The sequence below is a fragment of the Scytonema hofmannii PCC 7110 genome (assembly GCF_000346485.2).
GTDB lineage: Bacteria > Cyanobacteriota > Cyanobacteriia > Cyanobacteriales > Nostocaceae > Scytonema > Scytonema hofmannii.
In genome coordinates this window covers 1988154-2006060 of record NZ_KQ976354.1, presented here as the reverse complement: position 1 = coordinate 2006060, position 17907 = coordinate 1988154, and the positions used below count along the sequence as shown (strand labels likewise).

Here is a 17907-nt window from a genome sequence, read left to right as displayed (position 1 = left end):
CATATGCTAAAACGAATTTTAAGGCAAAGCCTAACGTTCCTTTCTGTGTACTATGCCTATATGCTGGAATATCGCTCAGAACTCCTGCTATGGGTACTGGCAAACTCTTTGCCAATTATTCTGATGGGAGTTTGGATACAAGCAGCGCAAGGAGGACAGTTTAGTTTAACACCTGTGGATTTTGCTCGTTACTTTATTGCAGTTTTCTTAGTGAGACAAATCACAGTTGTATGGGTTATTTGGGAATTTGAAAGGGAGATAGTAGAAGGCAAACTTTCACCTCGATTACTACAACCAATCGATCCAGTTTGGCATCATATTGCTTCTCATGTTTCTGAAAGATCGGCTCGGTTACCTTTTACCATGTTGCTGTTGATAGTCTTTTTTCTTATCTATCCTCAAGCTTTTTGGATGCCAAGTTTAACGAACTTTTTGCTCTTTGTAATATCAATAATACTAGCGTTTGCTTTGCGCTTTCTTACCCAATACACCTTTGCAATGTTCGCTTTTTGGACGGAACGAGCTAGTGCTATAGAAAATTTATGGTTTTTGTTTTACTTGTTTTTGTCTGGGATGATTGCACCTTTAGAGGTTTTTCCCGAACCTGTACGGGCGATCGTTCTTTGTACCCCATTTCCCTATATGATTGATTTTCCTGCAAGTCTTTTGATAGGTCTACCTACAAATGTTGGGCGAGGATTTTGGTTAATGATAGGCTGGATTTTGCTATTCCTGGGCTTCAACCGTATGCTGTGGCGGCGGGGATTAAAGCGATATTCTGGAATGGGGGCTTAGAGGATGTCTCAAAAGCCTTGGTGAATAGAATTTACGGTTACACAGGCAAAACCCACCTACGTGGGTTTCAGAACCTTGATTTTTGCGCTTTCCGCACAAGAAGTTTAGGGACTTCCAAATAAAAAAATATCCAACTTTCTCTTGTGGTGCGGTGCTCACAACCCGCCACTGATATAGAACGGGCGAGGACGCCCGTCCCACAATCACCGGATAATTTATTTCTTGGACATCGGCATCTGCAAAAAGATAGGAGATGAAAGCATCTTATTTTTGCCTCTTAACTGGACTTGCATAAATTTTATCTATAAGTTGGGTGACATTAAATCTATGCAAAGCTTTATTAATGCAAAATCCATGCATTGTATAACGTTGCTTAATTTGGCGGATCAACTATAAATATTTTAAGTCGGGTCATGCCCTAATACATTTGATGAGTTGCAGCAATTTTTTATAAAGGAAAACACATAGGTACGTTAATATCTAGATTGCATCAAAAAGCGAATGCACAAATACTTATATTTTGAATGTGAGGAGTAAAGTTTGTGACTAGACCACCCAGCCTTGGTGTCAGCATTTTTTTGTATATTACTGGAATTTTATTGGTGATTTTAGCTACAATCCTTATCTTACAAGCGTTTGGAGTTGTCAAGAACATTCCCAAAGAAGCAATTTGGGGTTTGGTGCTGCTGTCGATTGGTTCGGGGATTTTAACTGCGATTCGCCGTCGTTAACTTTTAATTGGCTGAAAATTGTTTGGCTTGAGCAGCCTTTGTAAGAGCTACTATTTATTAATGTAACCATTAACTGGTCACCGCTCACTGGTCACTGGTCACTGCTCACTGGTCACTGCTCACTGTAATCCCATGTCAACAACTGACTTTCTCAGTCACCTCAATCCAAGTCAACGCCGCGCTGTTGAACATTTTTGCGGTCCCTTACTAGTTGTTGCTGGTGCGGGTTCTGGCAAAACACGAGCGCTGACTTATCGCATTGCTAACCTTATTTCCCATCACCGTGTCGATCCGGAGAATGTCTTGTCGGTTACCTTCACGAACAAAGCCGCACGGGAGATGAAAGAACGGATTAAGAAGCTGTTTGCCGAACAGTTGGCTATGACGGAACACGGCGAACGGTTTGATTTGTTGCCAGAATCCGAACAAACGAAACTGGAGTCAAAAGTTTGGAAAAAAATCGTTAAACACTTGTGGTGCGGCACTTTTCATAGTTTATGCTCGCGGATTCTTCGCTTTGATATCGGAAAATATGAAGATGAAAAAGGACGGCGTTGGACGCAGAATTTTTCTATCTTTGACGAGTCTGATGTTCAAACTCTTATCAAAGACATTGTGACTAAACAACTTAACCTAGATGATAAGAAATTTGAACCTCGTTCTGTCCGCTACGCTATCAGTAACGCTAAAAACCAGGGTTTATCACCTCAAGAATTTGAACGAGAACAACCTAATTATCGGGGACGGGTGATTGCAGAGGTTTACACTCACTATCAAAATCGGCTCGCAGAAAATAACGCACTTGATTTTGACGATCTCATCCTAGTTCCCGTGAAATTGTTTGAGCAGAACGAGCAAGTTTTGGGTTATTGGCACAACAAATTTCGCCACATTTTGGTGGATGAGTATCAGGATACTAACCGAACTCAGTATAATTTGATTCGCCTGTTAGTGACAAATGGGGAACCGAAAAAGAGTGCATGGGACTGGACAAACCGCTCTGCTTTTGTGGTTGGTGATGCGGATCAGTCGATTTATTCCTTTAGGATGGCAGACTTTACCATTTTATTGGAATTTCAGCAAGATTTTGGCGATGGCTTACCAGATGAAGACACGGGTACGATGGTAAAGCTAGAGGAAAACTATCGCTCTTGTGAAAATATCTTACAAGCAGCAAACCACCTGATTGAGAACAATACCCAAAGAATTGATAAAGTCCTCAGGGCTACACGGGGTGCGGGAGAAGAAATTTATTGTCACAAAGCTGATGATGAACTTGTTGAAGCTCAATTTGTTATCAATCAAATTCAGACTTTAGAACATCAACATCCAGAGTTGAACTGGGGTAGTTTTGCTGTTCTTTACCGTACCAACGCTCAATCACGCCCGTTTGAAGAGTTGCTGGTTCGTGGTAATATTCCTTACACTGTAGTGGGAGGGATTAAGTTTTACGATCGCAAAGAAATTAAGGATGTCTTGGCTTACTTGCGAGCGATCTCAAACCCTGCGGATACTGTCAGTTTATTACGAGTTATCAATACTCCCCGGCGCGGTATTGGTAAAGCTACGGTGGATTCACTTATCAAAGCATCTCAAGAATTAGGCACGACTCTGTGGGAAATACTGAGTGATGAGACATCAGTTAATACATTAGCTGGACGCTCTGCCAAAGCTGTTAATGGCTTTGCGGATTTGATTCGTCAATGGCAAGAACAATTAGATAAGCTTCCTGTTTCAGAAGTTGTACAAGGAGTCCTTGACGGTTCGGGTTACATCCAAGACTTGATGTCTCAAGGGACAGATGAAGCCGAAGATAGGGTGCAAAACGTCCAAGAATTGTTCAATGCTGTACTACAGTTTCAGGAAGAAAACGATGAGGTGACGCTACAATCGTTCCTTTCAAGTACCGCGTTGAGTTCCGATTTGGATAATTTGAAGGAAGGAGAAACTGCTGTTTCTTTGCTGACTCTACACGCTTCCAAAGGTTTGGAATTTCCTGTAGTGTTTTTGGTGGGTTTGGAACAGGGGCTGTTTCCTAACTACCGTTCCATGAACGATCCCGCAGCATTAGAGGAAGAACGCCGTCTGTGTTATGTCGGAATTACTCGCGCCCAAGAACGGTTGTATTTAACCTATGCGAGAGAACGTCGTTTGTATGGATCTAGGGAACCTGCTTTGCGATCGCAATTTCTGGATGAATTGCCTGAAGAACTTATGGCGTCTCAACGCAAGAGTCAAATGGCTTATATTCAACGTGCGGGTGCTAATCTACAGCAGAGTGCAGCCCGTGGGAAAAAGGGTGTGACAGAAAATTGGCAAGTAGGCGATCGGGTTCTTCACAAAACTTTTGGTGTTGGGGAGATTACTCACATTTTTGGTTCTAGCAGTAAGGTTTCATTAGCGATTAAGTTTGCTAGTTTAGGGCAAAAAATTATCGACCCTAAAGTGGCTCAGTTACAAAGGGCTGATTAATGGGCTTGTTGCAAAAGTTTAAGAAATTAATTATTAACTGCAGATGAACGCTGATGGTATTTACTTATGTAAAAAATTTAATATTAAATCCGCTTTTATAAACCCTTTTTGCCCTAGCGATTAGAAATCGCGGCTATACAAACAAAGTCCGCCTGCGCGGACTGAATTGTAAAGGGGTATAGAACTTGGATGTAGTGTTATACGGTGGTTCGGGAGTAGTTAAAGTTGCCCATGAAATAATTTCCCCTATTATTTGGCAGAATCAAAAATTTGTTGTGCTGTTAAATTCAATTCTGGAAATATTGCTGATTGTATACAGTCATTACCTCGAAATTGAAGAACTTGATACTCTCGCTCGACTAAGGAATATACAGAAATCGTAGGTTGTTTGGGATTTCCTATAAATCTCCTTCCGCCTAGAGCAGCGTAGTCCACTATCCAATATTCTGGAATACCCATCCATTCATATCTACCAAGTTTTAAATAATAATCATCTTGCCAGTTGGTACTTACAACTTCAATAACTAGCGGGATTGATGCAGCTTGACTAACTGTCGATTCTTTTTTCCATAAAGGTTCATTTACTAAATTAGGACGATTTAACAGTAATATATCTGGAGAGTAACCCGATTCGTTTTCTTCAGGTTTGATAAAGGCTGTTTTGGGTATAATGTAGGGCAGGTCTAGTCTGTCAAATTCAATAGTTAATTTTCGAGCTAAAAAACCTACAATTTCTTCGTGTGGACCGACTGGTGGTGTCATTTCAACTATTACTCCATCGTGTAGTTCATAACGGCGATTAGAATTCTCTGGATACCAAGCTATAAATTCTTCAAAGGTTACTTGTTTGGGTATAGTTAAAGCCATTTTTTGAGTTCCTTTTTACTTGCTTACTATATTTTTTTAAGTGAGTCTTTGTCTATTTTACAAGTGCAGGATATAAGATACATAACCGCTTTAACCAATATTAGTACAAAAGCACTGTATAGTGTCAAGATGGCGCGATCGCCCTTGGCGCAAGCCGAAAGAGCGCTTATCGCGAAGCGCAAGCTGAAAGAGCGCTTATCGCACTGTCTTTCAAAGGCGATCGCAGGAAAAATCACAGTCAACGCTACTGATAAAATAATAATTAGCGTTCCTTTATCAGCATGGCGTTCTTTGCCAATTTCAGCAAAGGTCTTTTTCTCTATAAACTCATCAACTTTGACCCTATTTCAAAATAACTACTAAGTTGCGATCGCCTGTAAGTTTTACAGGTAGTATCCCAATGAGTGCATAAACATTTAACAATGCGATCACTGTTTTATATTAAGTAGTTATACTTTTTAAGTGTGCGTAAAGGAGTGCATACTAGGAATTATGATTATTTTAGTACTTTACCCTCAAATACATCATTATTAATTAATTCCTAATTCATAAATTTTTTTCTTACGAATCACGAATTATTTAGTCACTTGATCTACTAAAAGTGGTTAAATTTATGAGGTAAAAGTAATCTAAAATAAATCTGGGGATACTTAGTCCCCAGTTACTCAATAATAATTAAGGAGGTGATTGATTGAATAAAAACGGTAACGGTCATCAAGGTTTTTGGAACCCAGTTAAGATTTTTATCCGTCTTGTCCTTAATCGGTGGATGAAAGAAGATAAAATCACTGGCGAGAGATACCTTGTTGATTCAGAAGATGTCAACGCCGAGTTAGATGACATTGCGGATGAACCGCAAGACAACTCTCAAGAAGATAACTAGTTGACATTAGCAGTCAGCCTCTAGCTTGCCCCTAGAGGCTGACTAACTGCGATACTTTTAGGATAAATCATTATGTTAGAAACTGAAACGATCGTTCGTCCAATTTATTATCAAATTATTGAGCGCCGTAATAAGGTATGGGCTTTTAGAGAAGGAAAGCCGTTCGTTAATTTTTTTAATGCCCCTGACCTAGATATGGAAGACTTGTTTGCTGTCTTCGATACCTCTATGGAGAAAATTGCAGCAGAATTGCGATGTATCAACGGTGCAAAACAAGGCTTTTATATAGCAAATATTTTGGATAAAAAATACTATTACTGTGGTACTGAATGGCAAGACGTGAAAACCAAACTTCAAGAACTCGGAATTGGTAGACCAGACCCCATGGAAGCCTGAATATGTCTGAAGTATGTTGGAAAGTATTAACGGGATTTAAAATCAATACCCGTGAATGAATTTCGTCAAATCTCTCGAACACCCTCAATGAAATGCTTTTGGGCATTTTTATCGAATCTTTGGCGATACGGCTTAAGCCGTTAGGCGGTTCGCCTATCGCCAAAGCCAACAAAAAAGGCGATAAGCTGGGTACAGCTTGCGCTTTGCGATCGCAGTGCGCGGTATTTTCGTGAATAAGTTGTGTGGATTAACAATTGCCGTTTGAACGCTTGTATCCCTTGCTCAATAAGGGTTTCTCGTTCTCAGGGGCAATTTCATTCACGGGTATTAGATTTAAAATGATTTGGCAGATCTAATTGGTTCGGGGTGCGGTTTATGGCATTGAGCGTTGATTTTCTAGGGATGTTAAAGTCAAATATATGATGTGGAGGTTGTAACTATGAACCAAGCACAAGCACAAACCGAAGCAAAGTTATATACCTTTGATGAATTTATCGAATGGTATCCAGAAAACTCAGAATTCCGGTACGAATTGCATGATGGAGTCATTGTCGAGATGTCAAAACCTAAAGGGAAGCATTCAAATTTGACGGGTTCTCTTGCTGAAAGATTACTTATAGCTATTAGAGAAATGGGGAAAGGGGATATTTGGACAATACCCAGAGAATCGATTGTAAAACCGTACCGAGACAAGTCTGGGTACGAACCGGACATCATTGTTTTAAATAAAGAAACTATCGCTACTGAGACGCGCTGGGAAAGTGAATCAATTATCCAAAATGCAACTTCGGTCAACTTAATAGTAGAAGTTGTTAGTACCAATTGGCAGGACGACTATTACGATAAACTCCGTGATTATGAAGGTATGGGTATTCCTGAATACTGGATTGTAGATTATGCTGCTTTGGGAGGGCGTAATTTTATTGGTCATCCCAAACAACCTACTATTTTTGTACACGAGCTGGTTGATGGGGAATATGTAAAAACAACGTTTAGAGGGAATGATGTGATTGTCTCTCCTACCTTCCCACAATTTAATCTCACCGCGCAACAAATTTTTAATTTGGCTAATTAAAGCGTGCTCCTTCTATATATGTATTTAGCTAGATAAGGCATAACTCTCTAAAAGATAAAAAATGCTGTTTCCCTTGCAGGTGGTGACATCCTCAGCAACGTAGCAGCCGGAGGAGTAGGTAAGGGTGGCAATATCGACATCAATGCTGCTTCACTAACACTACGAGATGGCGCTCAACTATCAACCAGTACTCGTGATGCATCTGCTACTCAACGAGCAGAAAGAGGGGATGCAGGTCATGTCAATGTGAAAGTCAGTGGTGCTGTTGATATTGCTGGGATGAAAAACGGTTTTGTCAGTGGGATTCGCAGTTCAGTGGAAACAGGAACAGTAGGCAATGGGGGTAATAGTTCCGAACAGGGGAATGCGGGGAATGTAACAGTACGCGCATCAGATTCTATTTTTCTTGCAGGTAGCGCTGGTATTTTGAGCACGGTTTCAGTAGGAGGTATAGGTAAGGGGGGCAATATTGACATTAATTCTGCATCACTGTCATTACAAGACGGGGCTGAACTTATTACCTCAACTTATGGACAGGGGGATGCGGGGAATATTTATATCAATGTAAAAGATGCAGTCACTATTTCTGGAACTAGTTCAGAAAGGGGATCTCTTAGCGCTTTATTTTCGGATACAGTATCCAATTATCCCACAGGTGATGTCCGCAATGTCACCACTGAAAATACATCACATCTCTGGAAAAAAGGCGATCCTATCATCGAACCTCAAGGAGTTTATCGACTTTCTGATGGTAAATTGGTGATGAGTCGAGAATGTCAAAATGACTGATAAAATATGCTGAGTGCCAATCTACTCAGTTCAGGCGATACACAGCACTCATTATCTCACGCAAACATAATAGAAGCGCGTTAGGAAGCTTGAGATTTTAGATTCATCCTTAATTCTCGCCATTTACGCCACTTTTGAGCACTTTTTTTTCCTTCTTCTATTTCCTCAAAATTCACCAGAATAAAAGCGTTGTCAAACTCTACTCCCAAAGCTGCACTTACTTCGAGGATTTCGCTAAAACTAGCGCATTGATAATCTTTATCTTCACACTCTTTTATTCGTTGTTCTTCAAAACCTAAAATCTCAGCTAGTTCTTTCTGGCTCATTTTTGCTGCTATGCGAGCTTTTATTAATACATCTGGCAGCTTGTTGAAATTTTCAACTGGAATTTTAATTGACTGTCTTTGCTCGCAATGAATCAGCTTTTCATATTCAGCAATTTCTTCTTGTAAAGCTATTAAATGAGACTTTTTGACATCAATGTCAAGCTGCCAGCTATCGAGATCTCTTTGCTTCCATGCTTCATCTTGTTCGACTATAGCTATAGAATATTCAAATTTTTTAGCGCACTCTTTGCTATACTCATATTGCTTTTCATTTTTAATCATGGTTCCCACCTCACTAAATCAATAGCAATAATGCCCTTTCTATTTTGCATTCTATCGCGTTGAAAAAATTCAAATGAGTTTAAACCCAAATCACCAACTGGCTCATCTGAACGAAAAATTTCACCTTGATATTTAGATTTTTGTGCTTGTCGGTCAAAACTATTAATTAGTTTAGGAGCATTCTTTCTAAGATAATCGATATCTACAGTGTCATTATCGTAACAAGCATCAAAATCATTAGGGTTTGGTTCACTGGTAACAAAACTACCATTTATATAAATTGTTCTACAACCTGCTGCTTTTAATTGCGTCATTGCCACTTCTAAACCATTTATCATTCGTTCTCTCTTGAAACTATTTCCAAATCTTTCTTTAAACTCCTCCCATTTACAAAAATAAACACCTGGTGGTAAATTACCATTTTCATCAAATTCCGGAATCATTTTCTCACATCCTAACACAGATGAAATATCCAGTTAGGAGCGTATCATAAATATTAGAATTCTAATTCTTTCTAGCTAAAATACTATCCACCCAACAAACTCAAATATATGTGCGATCGCCTATAAGTTGTACAAGGAGCATCCCAATGAGCGCATAAATACCTAACAAGTGAAAATTCAGTGAGCTATAATCTCAAGTAACTTCAAAACCTCAAGTTTAACTAAAAGCCATGTCTTCTGTGCAAATCGAAGAACAACTCAGCAAACTCGAAGCTGAAACCCAACTCAAACACGCAACACTCAACAGCGCAACTCCAACAAAACCTTGGTGGGAGGACATCACAGGTATCTTTGCCGACGAGCCAGCGTTTGAAGAAGCGATGGCTTTAGGACGAGAATACCGCCAGTCCTGCTCTGAAGAAAGCAGACACGCCTGAAACCTGATATGTATTTGCTAGATAAAGCAAAAATCTCTAAAAGATAAAAAATGCTGACAGAGTATATTAAAGCAGCTTTAAAGCGTGCTAATTATGAAATATTAGAGGATGGCACTTTTTATGGAGAAGTGCCTGAACTGCAAGGATTATACGCCAATGCTCCTACACTTGAAACTTGTCAAGAAGAATTAAAAGATTCTTTGGAAGAGTGGATAGTTTTAGGATTGCAGCTAGGGCATACAATGCCAGTGCTAGACGGAATTTCTCTGGCGTTTAATCAGGATGTGGCATAATGCCAACCTTTGGAGCGATTAATCGACGGGATTTAATTTATTACTTGAAACAACTTGGTTTTGAGGGACCATATTCAGGTAAGAGGCATCAATTTATGATTAAGGATGAACTGAGGTTAATTATTCCTAATCCCCATGAAGGAGATATTAGCAAAAGTTTGTTGTCGAAAATCTTACGGCAAGCTCAAGTCAGTAAAGATGACTGGGAAGCTCTTTAAAAAATATCCCATGACTTACTGAATTGTTAAAAAAAGATATTGAAGATCGGCACCAAACAAAATGCATTACTGTTTTATGAACCATTCTATAAGCTTGATAGCACCGTGGATGATAGCTTTCCTATTTTCTCGCTCTATTTGTTCCTGTCTATCTGCTCTGAGTTGATAGTTCTCCGATTTTAGATAAGCGATCTGACCTATTAGCTGGGAAAGCAGAATTATCATTGCAACTATTATCAGACCCAAAATGTATAGAAGCCCGTTCTCCACAATTCCCAAGGATGTAATGAGCCAGTGACAGAGTGTAGCAATGACATTGAATAGCCACTGCAATGAAGTAGCTAACCAATGACCAACTGCAATCAAAATTCTGATTGCAGCCGTGTACAGAAAGTATGCTAAAAAAGCGATCGCCTGTACACAAATAATGCTCCAATTTAATACACTTTCTAACGTAGTGCTTAGCCAGTTTAAGAAAGTATTAACGAAATCGATTAAAGTTTCCATTGTGTTGAGTTCTTCTTTTCATTCAAGCTTGTAATTAGTTCACTGAAGATATTGTTTGAGCGAGAGAAGCTAAATCATTTAAATGTTCTTTATCGAAATTAGCTTCTCTCGTATCTTGCACCTCTCAGTATTTTTATAAGCAAAGTCAAAATATGCATGATAAAAATACATTCTTTTTATTAATTTTTATTGCTAAACTAAAGACTCTGGTTTTATACTGAGTAATTAAATTTAGTCAACCTTTCTTGAGATGCATTGAGTTCATTCTCAGTCATTTTCAGCTTACTCTCAGTTGTCTTCAGTTCAGTCTCAGTAACTTTTAGTTTACTCTCAGTAGCTTTCAATTCAGTTTCAATCATTTTCAGTTTACTCTCGGTTGTTTTTAATTCAGTCTCAGTCGTTTTTAGCTTACTCTCAGTAGCTTTCAATTCAGTTTCAGTCATTTTCAGTTTACTCTCGGTTGTTTTTAATTCAGTCTCAGTTGTTTTTAATTCAGTCTGAGTTACTTTTAGCGTACTCTGAATTGTTTCTAGCTCACTCTTGACTCCTTTAAGATCTGTAACCGTTACCTTCAATTGATTGGCTGAAGTTTTCCACAAAACTAGAGAAAAGACAACTACTTCTAGCAAAACAAAATCTTCTAAATTTCTGTGACCATTAAAGCTGATATATAACGCTGCTACTCCAGTGATAATCCAAAGATTGAGGACTGATTGTGCGAGGCTTTCATCCATAGGATTCTCTAATAGAGAATTACCAGTTTCAATCTTGCTACCCAACCATTTTCCTACTACAAATGACAGACAACTCATAACAGATAGTAAAAGACCATCGATAATTTGCACTTCATTTGTAAGGCTGTTGTTGACTAGTACTCCAAGTAGGAATAAGGCAGTAAAAAAACTGAATGCAAACATTACAAGAGGAACATAATTCTTGAGAAAAATCATATTTGACTCCAACAATAGTTTGATTTAATTAACAGTAGAATACAGATTTTTAGTAACTAAATTCATGCACTATTTCTGCCGATCAATATACATAGAATTACTAGATTGATTGCAGTTTTATGCAAAAATGTATTATTGATTACAATAAATAATGAGGTGACGAACTTACTAAGGTTTGGCACGCGATCGCTCTCAAGTTCCGATGCGATAAGCTGCGTAAAGCTTGCGCTTAGCGATAAGCCGGGTACGGCTTGCGCCTTCATGCGATAAGCTGGGTACAGCTTGCGCTTCGCGATCGCAAATCCTGAGGTGACGGTAAATTTCACAGTAACAAAGATGATTGCTTTTTCATCCCAAATCGTTAGATACTCCAGATATATGGGGAGTGAGTCCAATGAAAACAAAACGCTGTTTGGGTTGTTGGCACTTAGGATTTTTAGGATTTTTGACAACAGTATGGCTAAATAGCTTCGCTGATAGAGCTTTGCCTCAGAATACTCCTAGTAATATCCAAGCAGATGACACACTTGGGGCTGAATCGTCTCAAATCATACAAAATTTTCAGGGACAACCGCTTGAGGTGATTACTGGTGGTGCAACTCGCTCAATTAACCTGTTCCATAGTTTCAGAGAATTTAACATCAGTGAGGGTAGGGAAGCTTATTTTTCCAGTCCTAACACAGATATCCAAAATATTCTGGCACGAGTCACAGGTAGAAACCGCTCTGAGATTTTGGGCAGACTGGGTACTTTTGGTGAGTCGAAAGCTAATTTATTTTTGATAAATCCCAATGGGATTCTTTTTGGTAAGAATGCGAGTTTAGATGTTGATGGTTCGTTTGCAGCAACTACAGCTAATGCGATTCAGTTTGGGGAGACAGGAAATTTTAGTGCCACCAATCCGGAAGTTCCTCAACTATTGGCAATTAATCCATCTGCTTTTCTGTTTAGCCAAATCAATAAAACTGCGTCAATTCAAAATAACGCGATCGCGCCTACAGGAAAAGATCCAGCAGGTTTTGATGCAGTTGGTTTACGAGTACCAGATGGTAAGAGCTTGCTGTTACTGGGTGGGAATGTCAGCATGGATGGCGGACAATTAAATGCTCTTGGTGGGAGAGTTGAGTTGGGAGGATTGGCGGAATCTGGAAATATCAATCTTGTCTTAGATGGGGATAATTTGAGGTTGGGATTTATTGAGAATGTGACTCGTGCTGATGTATCGCTTACAAATCAAGCAGCCATATATGTAGAAGGGACTGATGGAGGTCATATTACAGTCAATGCTAGAAATGTAGAAATTTTGGCAGGAAGTTTACTCTCTGCTGGTATTGGGCAAGGTTTGGGAACACCTGAGACGAAAGCTGGAGATATTACGCTAAATGCTACAGAACAAGTAAAAGTAGAGCAGGGAAGTCAGATAAGAAATGATGTGTTTCCCAACGCTACTCGCAGAGGTGGAGATTTAACAATTACCACCAAAGAATTATTTGTCCGCGATGGGGCAAAGGTGGGAACAAACACATTCGCTGCGGGTAAGGGAGGTAATTTAACAATTAATGCCTCAAATAGCGTGCAACTTATTGGTACGTCTATTAATGGTCGCAGTAGCTTGTCTACTTTTGCTGGCAGAGGTTCAACTGGTGATGTGGGAAATTTAACGATTAATACTCAAGATTTACTTGTGCGCGATGGGGCAGAGATTAGTTCTAGTACCTTAGGTGCAGGTAAAGGAGGTAATTTGTCTGTCAATGCAATTGGTCGCGTGCAAGTCGTTGGTAGGTCTGCTGATGATAGTTTTAGCAGTGGATTGTTTGCTTCTGCTAACCAAGGCTCAACGGGCGATGCAGGAAATTTGATAATCACTACTAAAGATTTACTTGTGCGCGATGGGGCAGAGGTCATTGTTAGCACATTTAGTACAGGTAAAGGAGGAAACTTAACAGTTAATGCCTCCAATAGCGTACAACTGATTGGTACGTCTGCTGATGGTAGTTTTAGCAGTGGTTTATTTGCCGAAGCTACTCTAGACTCAATAGGAGATGCTGCAACCGGAGAAGCAGGAAATTTAACAATTACTACAAAAGAGTTACTCGTAGACGATGGAGCAGAGGTTAGCGCTAGCACTTTTGGTGCCAGTAAAGGAGGTGATTTGACTATTAAAGTTCAGAATTTGCTTGTACAAAATGGAGCAAGAGTTACTGCTGGTACGTTTGGTGCAGGCAAAGGAGGTAATTTAATTGTCAATGCTTCAAATAATGTGCAGTTGATTGGTACGTCTGCAGATGGTAGTGTTGCCAGTGGCTTGGGAACTCCTGCTAGTCGAGGCTCAACTGGGGATGCAGGAGACTTGACGATTACCACTAAAGATTTGTCTGTACGTGATGGCGCACGCATTACTGCTTATACTTTTGGTAGAGGCACAGGAGGTAATTTAAATGTTAACGCCTCAAATAGCGTCCAACTAATTGGTACATCTACTGATGGTGATTTTCCCAGTGCTTTGTTGGCTACTGCTCAACCCAGTTCAACTGCAAATGCGGGAAATTTAACAATTAATACTCAAGATTTACTCGTGCGTGATGGAGCACAAGTTAGTGCTAGCGTATTTGGTAGGGGTCAAGGCGGGAATTTAACTGTTAATGCTTTAAATAGCGTCCAACTGATTGGTACGTCTGCTGATGGTCGTTTTTCCAGTGGTTTGTTTGCCGATGTTCGAGGTCGCTTAAGTGGAGATGGGGGAGACTTGACGATTAATACCCGAGATCTGCTTGTACGAGATGGAGCACAAGTTGGTACTGGCACATTGGGTAGGGGTAAAGGAGGCAACCTGACTGTTAATGCGTCAAATAGCATGAAAGCGATCAGTGGATCTGCTGATGATCGTCTTCCCAGTGGCTTGTTCAGTTCTGCTCAACCTGGCTCAACTGGGGATGGAGGAAACTTTACGATTAATACTCAAGATTTGCTGGTAATGGGGGCACAGGTTAGTACTGGCACATTTGGTAGGGGTAAAGGAGGAAATTTAACTGTCAATGCCAATCACGTTCAACTGATTGGTAAGACTGTTAACGATATCGATCCTAGTGGCTTGTTTACTGCAACTGAACAGGGTTCTACTGGTAATGCAGGAGATTTGACTATTAACACCCGTCAGCTATTTGTACGCGATCGCGCTGGAGTATTTGTCAATAGTCGCGGAACAGGTAATGCTGGTATTATGACCATCAACGCTGACACCATCCGCTTGGACAATCAAGCCTCCCTCAACGCCAACACCCGCAGTCCTAACAAAGATCCCAATCGAGAACAAGCAACCATCAACCTCAACACCCAAAATTTAACTCTCCGTCGCAACAGCAGTATCACCACCAACGCTAGTGGCGAAAATGTCATTGGTGGTAACATCAACATCAATACAAAATTCTTAATCGCTCCAGAGAATAGCCGCATCAGCGCTAACTCTGATAATTTTCGCGGTGGTCGAGTCAGAATCAACGCCCAAGGTGTCTTTGTTGGTAATAAGCTCAGCGATGTTTCTAACTATATTACCGCAACTTCTGGAGTCGGCTTATCGGGAAGTGTTGATGTGAATTCTCCGGATAACAGTTCGCTTCAAAACAGCCTCACTGAACTCTCTCAGAACTTGATTGATACCAACGCACTTCTCGCCAATAGTTGTATAGTCCGCAGTCAGGAAAAACAACAAAGCAGCTTCATTATTACAGGTACAGGTGGTTTACCCAATCGTCCTAGTGACGCATCAATGTCAAATTATTCTACAGGTGATGTCCGCAATATTACAAATGAAAATACATCATTTCATTGGAAAAAAGGCGACCCTATCATTGAACCACAAGGAGTTTATCGACTCTGGGATGGGAAATTGGTGATGAGTCGAGAGTGTCAAAATGACTGATAAAGTCTTCTACTTGAAAAATATCCCATGATTTACACTAAAGATTTTGTAGTTAATGTATCTTAAATTTTTACTGTTGATAAAACGTTTTTAGGTAGGAGTATCTATAAAAGCGTTTTCACGCCAGAATAGTTAAGGATTTTTGTGTCAACAGTTAACAAAGGACACCCATAATTTCTAGCTGTAGCTACAATAATTTGGTCAAAAGGGTCGCTATGAAACCCACTTAGTTGGGTTGAATCGACTACTATTGGTAGCGTCAAATTTAACAGTTTTACTCCAGGATAAGACAAAGCCCCTTCTAGCCATTCACTAACTGAACAAGAAAAAAACAGTCGATTTTTTTCTACTAACTTGGCAACTTCCCAACAAGAAACAATACTTACTCCCAAACCCTGAGATTGATATTCTTCTATATCTTCTTGATGTTTTTCAGTTAATCGTTTGTTACCGTCAACCCACCAAACCCAAATATGCGTGTCAAGTACAATCATTGCAAAACTTCCCAATCTTCCAAAGCAACGGGTTCTGTTGGGTCATCATAACGGACTACTTTCCCACGCATCGGATAAAGATTTTTTTCTTGTTGACTAGATGGTGTCACATTCTGCTGTGGGGTTTTAGCTTCAAGAATGATTACCTCTACAGCATCCCCTGCGTGAAAAGGTAACCCCTGCAGCATCAGAGTTCCATTTTCAGTTAAAACGGCTTCTACTTTATGAGCATTCATCTTGCAACTCAAATCCTTTTTAAACAAGCATAACATTTTCAAAAATCAAATAGGATTGCCAATCTATACGCCCTTCCTTACCATCACCCCAGCGCTCTACGATCGCGAGATAGTTGAAGTCAAGATTGGTGTAGCTTTCCTTGCCGTCATGGTATAACTGGATGTGTAGTAACCAAGTAAGAGACTAGCTATGAAAACTGCAATTTCACTTCCAGATTCAGTGTTTGAAGAGGCAGAAGCTCTGGCTGGACAGTTAGGGTTATCACGTAGTGAACTTTATACCAAAGCATTAATAGCATATTTACGGAAATACAACCGCAATCAAACTTTGAATAAATTAAATCAGGTTTATTCTGAAGAGTCCTCTGAACTAGATCCAGTTCTGGCAAAAATGCAATTTATGTCACTGCCATGTGAGGATTGGTAATGTATCGCGGAGAAATTTGGTGGGCAAATTTGCCCGATCCAGTCGGTTCGGAGCCTGGGTATCGTCGTCCGGTTTTAGTTATTCAAGATGATACTTTTACTCAAAGTCATATCAGAACTATTATTGTTGTAATTATTACTTCTAACATTCGGTTGAGTGATGCTCCGGGGAATGTGTTTTTACCGTGTGAAGCTACAGGTTTACCCAAAGATTCTGTAGCTAATGTGTCTCAAATTTTTACTGTTGATAAAACGTTTTTGGTAGAACGTGTTGGAGCACTACCAACACATTTACAGGAAGAAGTAGATGAAGGATTGCGAACAATCTTGTATCTTTAGTGTTTTTTCAAGTCTATAACCAGTTTTCTAATTGTAAGTTAGGTATATTTTCAAAGTCTTTAATATTGTTAGTGACGAGAATGTCTTGACGAGAACGAGCAACAGCTGCAATGAGTGCATCTATTTCTCCTGTGGGTTTACCAATCTGTCTCAGTGTACGCTGAATCTTACCAAATTCCATAGCAGCATTTAAATCAAATGGCTCAACAGGTAGTAACTCAGTCAGTTCTACAAGACTTTCTAGGTTTTTTTTAACCTGTTGAGAGCAGTAAATCCCTTTATAAAGCTCTGAAAGGACGATTGTAGAAAGATAGCATTGACTGAAAAAGCGATTGAATGTGGAGACTACTTTTATATTCTCATTAAGCAGTGCAATACAGATATTAGTGTCTAGTAGATACATTAGCTATGATCTTGAGTATCTATCGAGTCCATACTTCTTCCTCTAGAAGCATGGCGTTCTTTGTCAATTTCAGCAAAAATTTCTATTAACTCAGGCTGGTCTTTCCAAACTCCAAATAATTGATTAAGTCTTGCCAATCTCTCCTCCTGTGTTAGTATTTTTTTAGTTTTCGTATTATTATTTTCAGTGGGAGGTTCTAAATCAACGACAATTTCTACTCCATCTGGAAAATTCTCAACTGGTTCTAAAAGTTCAATAATTTGACCGCGTTTGATTCCTTTAATTTTCATGGATAAAATCCTTGTGTTGATGGTTGATAAATACGTTACGAGAACTCTTTAAGCAAAACGTTGAATTCACCTTAAATTTTTTACCAGTTGGTTGATTTTAATAGTAACATTAAACCCTACATTTTTGTGAATTCCTGCTGCAAGTTCCAACCTTGATTTATCGGAAAGTATTGACGTTAATTATCCAGATAAAAATTCACTTCAAAACAGTCTCACCAAACTTTTTTAAAAATTTAAGGAATAATGATAGCGATCGCCTCTGTACTTTGTCTTAAGTTTCAATTATACATCTTGTCTAGATGCCAATTCAATTGAATTACAATTGGTATATATAAG

The 17907-nt window shown here is 39.5% G+C and carries 25 protein-coding genes; 15 read left to right on the top strand and 10 right to left on the bottom strand.

Going from position 1 to position 17907, the window contains the following annotated elements:
* Positions 1-3 precede the first annotated feature (3 nt).
* The 3 genes from WA1_RS08745 (at position 4) to pcrA (ending at position 3998) form a co-directional block, all read left to right on the top strand.
* The gene (locus tag WA1_RS08745; protein WP_026134886.1) at positions 4-795 is read left to right on the top strand and encodes an ABC transporter permease; all 792 of its coding nucleotides are present in this window, start codon (positions 4-6) and stop codon (positions 793-795) included.
* Between the two features lie 542 nt (positions 796-1337).
* On the top strand, positions 1338-1526 hold the full coding sequence (locus WA1_RS08740) for a hypothetical protein (protein WP_017745446.1): 189 nt from the start codon (positions 1338-1340) through the stop codon (positions 1524-1526).
* A 132-nt stretch (positions 1527-1658) separates the two neighbouring features.
* Positions 1659-3998 carry a DNA helicase PcrA gene (gene pcrA / locus WA1_RS08735; RefSeq protein WP_017745447.1) on the top strand — a complete coding sequence of 780 codons (2340 nt, stop codon included), beginning with the start codon at positions 1659-1661 and terminating at the stop codon, positions 3996-3998.
* Between the two features lie 249 nt (positions 3999-4247).
* Here the strand turns inward: pcrA and WA1_RS08730 are convergent, their stop codons facing one another.
* A complete protein-coding gene (locus WA1_RS08730) occupies positions 4248-4865 on the bottom strand; it encodes a Uma2 family endonuclease (RefSeq protein ID WP_017745448.1) in 618 nt (205 codons plus the stop codon).
* A 48-nt stretch (positions 4866-4913) separates the two neighbouring features.
* Between WA1_RS08730 and WA1_RS54785 the strand changes: the two genes are divergently transcribed.
* The 5 genes from WA1_RS54785 to WA1_RS08710 all read left to right on the top strand — a co-directional run bounded on the left by WA1_RS54785 (position 4914) and on the right by WA1_RS08710 (position 8008).
* Positions 4914-5228 (top strand): hypothetical protein, encoded by a 315-nt coding sequence (locus WA1_RS54785; protein WP_148662657.1) that lies wholly within the window; start codon positions 4914-4916, stop codon positions 5226-5228.
* Between the two features lie 328 nt (positions 5229-5556).
* Positions 5557-5748: a hypothetical protein gene (locus WA1_RS08725; RefSeq protein ID WP_017745449.1), complete on the top strand. Its 192-nt coding sequence runs from the start codon at positions 5557-5559 to the stop codon at positions 5746-5748.
* Between the two features lie 72 nt (positions 5749-5820).
* Complete coding sequence (locus WA1_RS08720; RefSeq protein WP_017745450.1) at positions 5821-6144, top strand: hypothetical protein; 324 nt, start codon at positions 5821-5823, stop codon at positions 6142-6144.
* Between the two features lie 439 nt (positions 6145-6583).
* Positions 6584-7219, top strand: a complete 636-nt coding sequence (locus WA1_RS08715; protein ID WP_017745451.1) for a Uma2 family endonuclease — start codon at positions 6584-6586, stop codon at positions 7217-7219.
* Positions 7220-7465: 246 nt separating this feature from the next.
* A complete protein-coding gene (locus WA1_RS08710) occupies positions 7466-8008 on the top strand; it encodes a hypothetical protein (protein WP_017745452.1) in 543 nt (180 codons plus the stop codon).
* A gap of 80 nt (positions 8009-8088) precedes the next feature.
* On the opposite strand, the gene WA1_RS08705 is transcribed toward WA1_RS08710, so the two are convergent.
* Both WA1_RS08705 and WA1_RS08700 read right to left on the bottom strand, forming a co-directional pair.
* A complete protein-coding gene (locus tag WA1_RS08705; RefSeq protein ID WP_017745453.1) occupies positions 8089-8616 on the bottom strand; it encodes a helix-turn-helix domain-containing protein in 528 nt (175 codons plus the stop codon).
* The gene (locus WA1_RS08700) at positions 8613-9059 is read right to left on the bottom strand and encodes a DUF6932 family protein (RefSeq protein ID WP_017745454.1); all 447 of its coding nucleotides are present in this window, start codon (positions 9057-9059) and stop codon (positions 8613-8615) included. The genes WA1_RS08705 and WA1_RS08700 overlap by 4 nt, the downstream gene beginning before the upstream one ends.
* Positions 9060-9289: 230 nt before the next feature.
* Here WA1_RS08700 and WA1_RS08695 point away from each other — a divergent pair, with 230 nt between their 5' ends.
* From WA1_RS08695 to WA1_RS08685, 3 genes are read left to right on the top strand one after another with little or no spacing between them, the layout of a single operon-like run.
* The gene (locus WA1_RS08695) at positions 9290-9496 is read left to right on the top strand and encodes a hypothetical protein (RefSeq protein WP_017745455.1); all 207 of its coding nucleotides are present in this window, start codon (positions 9290-9292) and stop codon (positions 9494-9496) included.
* A 50-nt stretch (positions 9497-9546) separates the two neighbouring features.
* Positions 9547-9789, top strand: a complete 243-nt coding sequence (locus tag WA1_RS08690) for a type II toxin-antitoxin system HicB family antitoxin (protein WP_017745456.1) — start codon at positions 9547-9549, stop codon at positions 9787-9789.
* Entirely contained in the window at positions 9789-10007 is a 219-nt protein-coding gene (locus WA1_RS08685) for a type II toxin-antitoxin system HicA family toxin (RefSeq protein WP_017745457.1), read from the top strand. Before WA1_RS08690 ends, WA1_RS08685 begins: the two co-directional genes overlap by 1 nt.
* A 66-nt stretch (positions 10008-10073) precedes the next feature.
* Here WA1_RS08685 and WA1_RS08680 read toward each other — a convergent pair whose 3' ends face one another.
* From WA1_RS08680 to WA1_RS08670, 3 genes are all read right to left on the bottom strand, one after another.
* Positions 10074-10514 carry a hypothetical protein gene (locus WA1_RS08680; RefSeq protein ID WP_017745458.1) on the bottom strand — a complete coding sequence of 147 codons (441 nt, stop codon included), beginning with the start codon at positions 10512-10514 and terminating at the stop codon, positions 10074-10076.
* Positions 10515-10726: 212 nt separating this feature from the next.
* A complete protein-coding gene (locus WA1_RS08675; RefSeq protein ID WP_017745459.1) occupies positions 10727-11464 on the bottom strand; it encodes a hypothetical protein in 738 nt (245 codons plus the stop codon).
* Between the two features lie 62 nt (positions 11465-11526).
* Positions 11527-11868 (bottom strand): hypothetical protein, encoded by a 342-nt coding sequence (locus WA1_RS08670; RefSeq protein ID WP_148662656.1) that lies wholly within the window; start codon positions 11866-11868, stop codon positions 11527-11529.
* Here WA1_RS08670 and WA1_RS08665 point away from each other — a divergent pair.
* Positions 11859-15383, top strand: coding sequence for a two-partner secretion domain-containing protein (locus WA1_RS08665; RefSeq protein ID WP_017745461.1), 3525 nt, complete (start codon positions 11859-11861; stop codon positions 15381-15383). The genes WA1_RS08670 and WA1_RS08665 overlap by 10 nt on opposite strands.
* 104 nt (positions 15384-15487) lie before the next feature.
* On the opposite strand, the gene WA1_RS08660 is transcribed toward WA1_RS08665, so the two are convergent.
* Together WA1_RS08660 and WA1_RS08655 are read right to left on the bottom strand one after the other, a co-directional pair.
* Positions 15488-15877 (bottom strand): type II toxin-antitoxin system VapC family toxin, encoded by a 390-nt coding sequence (locus WA1_RS08660; protein WP_017745462.1) that lies wholly within the window; start codon positions 15875-15877, stop codon positions 15488-15490.
* Positions 15874-16113 carry a hypothetical protein gene (locus WA1_RS08655; RefSeq protein ID WP_017745463.1) on the bottom strand — a complete coding sequence of 80 codons (240 nt, stop codon included), beginning with the start codon at positions 16111-16113 and terminating at the stop codon, positions 15874-15876. Before WA1_RS08655 ends, WA1_RS08660 begins: the two co-directional genes overlap by 4 nt.
* Position 16114: 1 nt before the next feature.
* Here WA1_RS08655 and WA1_RS56770 point away from each other — a divergent pair, with 1 nt between their 5' ends.
* The 3 genes from WA1_RS56770 to WA1_RS08645 are packed head-to-tail and all read left to right on the top strand — an operon-like array spanning position 16115 to position 16878.
* Positions 16115-16270, top strand: coding sequence for a hypothetical protein (locus WA1_RS56770; protein WP_158516615.1), 156 nt, complete (start codon positions 16115-16117; stop codon positions 16268-16270).
* 33 nt (positions 16271-16303) lie between these two features.
* A complete protein-coding gene (locus tag WA1_RS08650; protein ID WP_017745464.1) occupies positions 16304-16540 on the top strand; it encodes a hypothetical protein in 237 nt (78 codons plus the stop codon).
* Positions 16540-16878 carry a type II toxin-antitoxin system PemK/MazF family toxin gene (locus WA1_RS08645; protein WP_017745465.1) on the top strand — a complete coding sequence of 113 codons (339 nt, stop codon included), beginning with the start codon at positions 16540-16542 and terminating at the stop codon, positions 16876-16878. Before WA1_RS08650 ends, WA1_RS08645 begins: the two co-directional genes overlap by 1 nt.
* Before the next feature lie 13 nt (positions 16879-16891).
* Here the strand turns inward: WA1_RS08645 and WA1_RS08640 are convergent, their stop codons facing one another.
* The gene (locus tag WA1_RS08640) at positions 16892-17281 is read right to left on the bottom strand and encodes a type II toxin-antitoxin system VapC family toxin (RefSeq protein WP_017745466.1); all 390 of its coding nucleotides are present in this window, start codon (positions 17279-17281) and stop codon (positions 16892-16894) included.
* Positions 17281-17571 (bottom strand): hypothetical protein, encoded by a 291-nt coding sequence (locus WA1_RS08635; RefSeq protein WP_017745467.1) that lies wholly within the window; start codon positions 17569-17571, stop codon positions 17281-17283. The genes WA1_RS08640 and WA1_RS08635 overlap by 1 nt, the downstream gene beginning before the upstream one ends.
* Positions 17572-17907 lie beyond the last annotated feature (336 nt).

What these genes read in the sequence shown, in the direction of transcription:
- WA1_RS08745 (WP_026134886.1), top strand. Translation starts at nt 4, where the DNA reads ATGCTAAAACGAATTTTAAGGCAAAGCCTAACGTTCCTTTCTGTGTAC.
- pcrA (WP_017745447.1), top strand. Translation starts at nt 1,659, where the DNA reads ATGTCAACAACTGACTTTCTCAGTCACCTCAATCCAAGTCAACGCCGC.
- WA1_RS08730 (WP_017745448.1), bottom strand. Translation starts at nt 4,865, where the DNA reads ATGGCTTTAACTATACCCAAACAAGTAACCTTTGAAGAATTTATAGCT.
- WA1_RS08720 (WP_017745450.1), top strand. Translation starts at nt 5,821, where the DNA reads ATGTTAGAAACTGAAACGATCGTTCGTCCAATTTATTATCAAATTATT.
- WA1_RS08715 (WP_017745451.1), top strand. Translation starts at nt 6,584, where the DNA reads ATGAACCAAGCACAAGCACAAACCGAAGCAAAGTTATATACCTTTGAT.
- WA1_RS08705 (WP_017745453.1), bottom strand. Translation starts at nt 8,616, where the DNA reads ATGATTAAAAATGAAAAGCAATATGAGTATAGCAAAGAGTGCGCTAAA.
- WA1_RS08700 (WP_017745454.1), bottom strand. Translation starts at nt 9,059, where the DNA reads ATGATTCCGGAATTTGATGAAAATGGTAATTTACCACCAGGTGTTTAT.
- WA1_RS08695 (WP_017745455.1), top strand. Translation starts at nt 9,290, where the DNA reads ATGTCTTCTGTGCAAATCGAAGAACAACTCAGCAAACTCGAAGCTGAA.
- WA1_RS08690 (WP_017745456.1), top strand. Translation starts at nt 9,547, where the DNA reads ATGCTGACAGAGTATATTAAAGCAGCTTTAAAGCGTGCTAATTATGAA.
- WA1_RS08685 (WP_017745457.1), top strand. Translation starts at nt 9,789, where the DNA reads ATGCCAACCTTTGGAGCGATTAATCGACGGGATTTAATTTATTACTTG.
- WA1_RS08680 (WP_017745458.1), bottom strand. Translation starts at nt 10,514, where the DNA reads ATGGAAACTTTAATCGATTTCGTTAATACTTTCTTAAACTGGCTAAGC.
- WA1_RS08675 (WP_017745459.1), bottom strand. Translation starts at nt 11,464, where the DNA reads ATGATTTTTCTCAAGAATTATGTTCCTCTTGTAATGTTTGCATTCAGT.
- WA1_RS08665 (WP_017745461.1), top strand. Translation starts at nt 11,859, where the DNA reads ATGAAAACAAAACGCTGTTTGGGTTGTTGGCACTTAGGATTTTTAGGA.
- WA1_RS08660 (WP_017745462.1), bottom strand. Translation starts at nt 15,877, where the DNA reads ATGATTGTACTTGACACGCATATTTGGGTTTGGTGGGTTGACGGTAAC.
- WA1_RS08655 (WP_017745463.1), bottom strand. Translation starts at nt 16,113, where the DNA reads ATGAATGCTCATAAAGTAGAAGCCGTTTTAACTGAAAATGGAACTCTG.
- WA1_RS08650 (WP_017745464.1), top strand. Translation starts at nt 16,304, where the DNA reads ATGAAAACTGCAATTTCACTTCCAGATTCAGTGTTTGAAGAGGCAGAA.
- WA1_RS08645 (WP_017745465.1), top strand. Translation starts at nt 16,540, where the DNA reads ATGTATCGCGGAGAAATTTGGTGGGCAAATTTGCCCGATCCAGTCGGT.
- WA1_RS08640 (WP_017745466.1), bottom strand. Translation starts at nt 17,281, where the DNA reads ATGTATCTACTAGACACTAATATCTGTATTGCACTGCTTAATGAGAAT.
- WA1_RS08635 (WP_017745467.1), bottom strand. Translation starts at nt 17,571, where the DNA reads ATGAAAATTAAAGGAATCAAACGCGGTCAAATTATTGAACTTTTAGAA.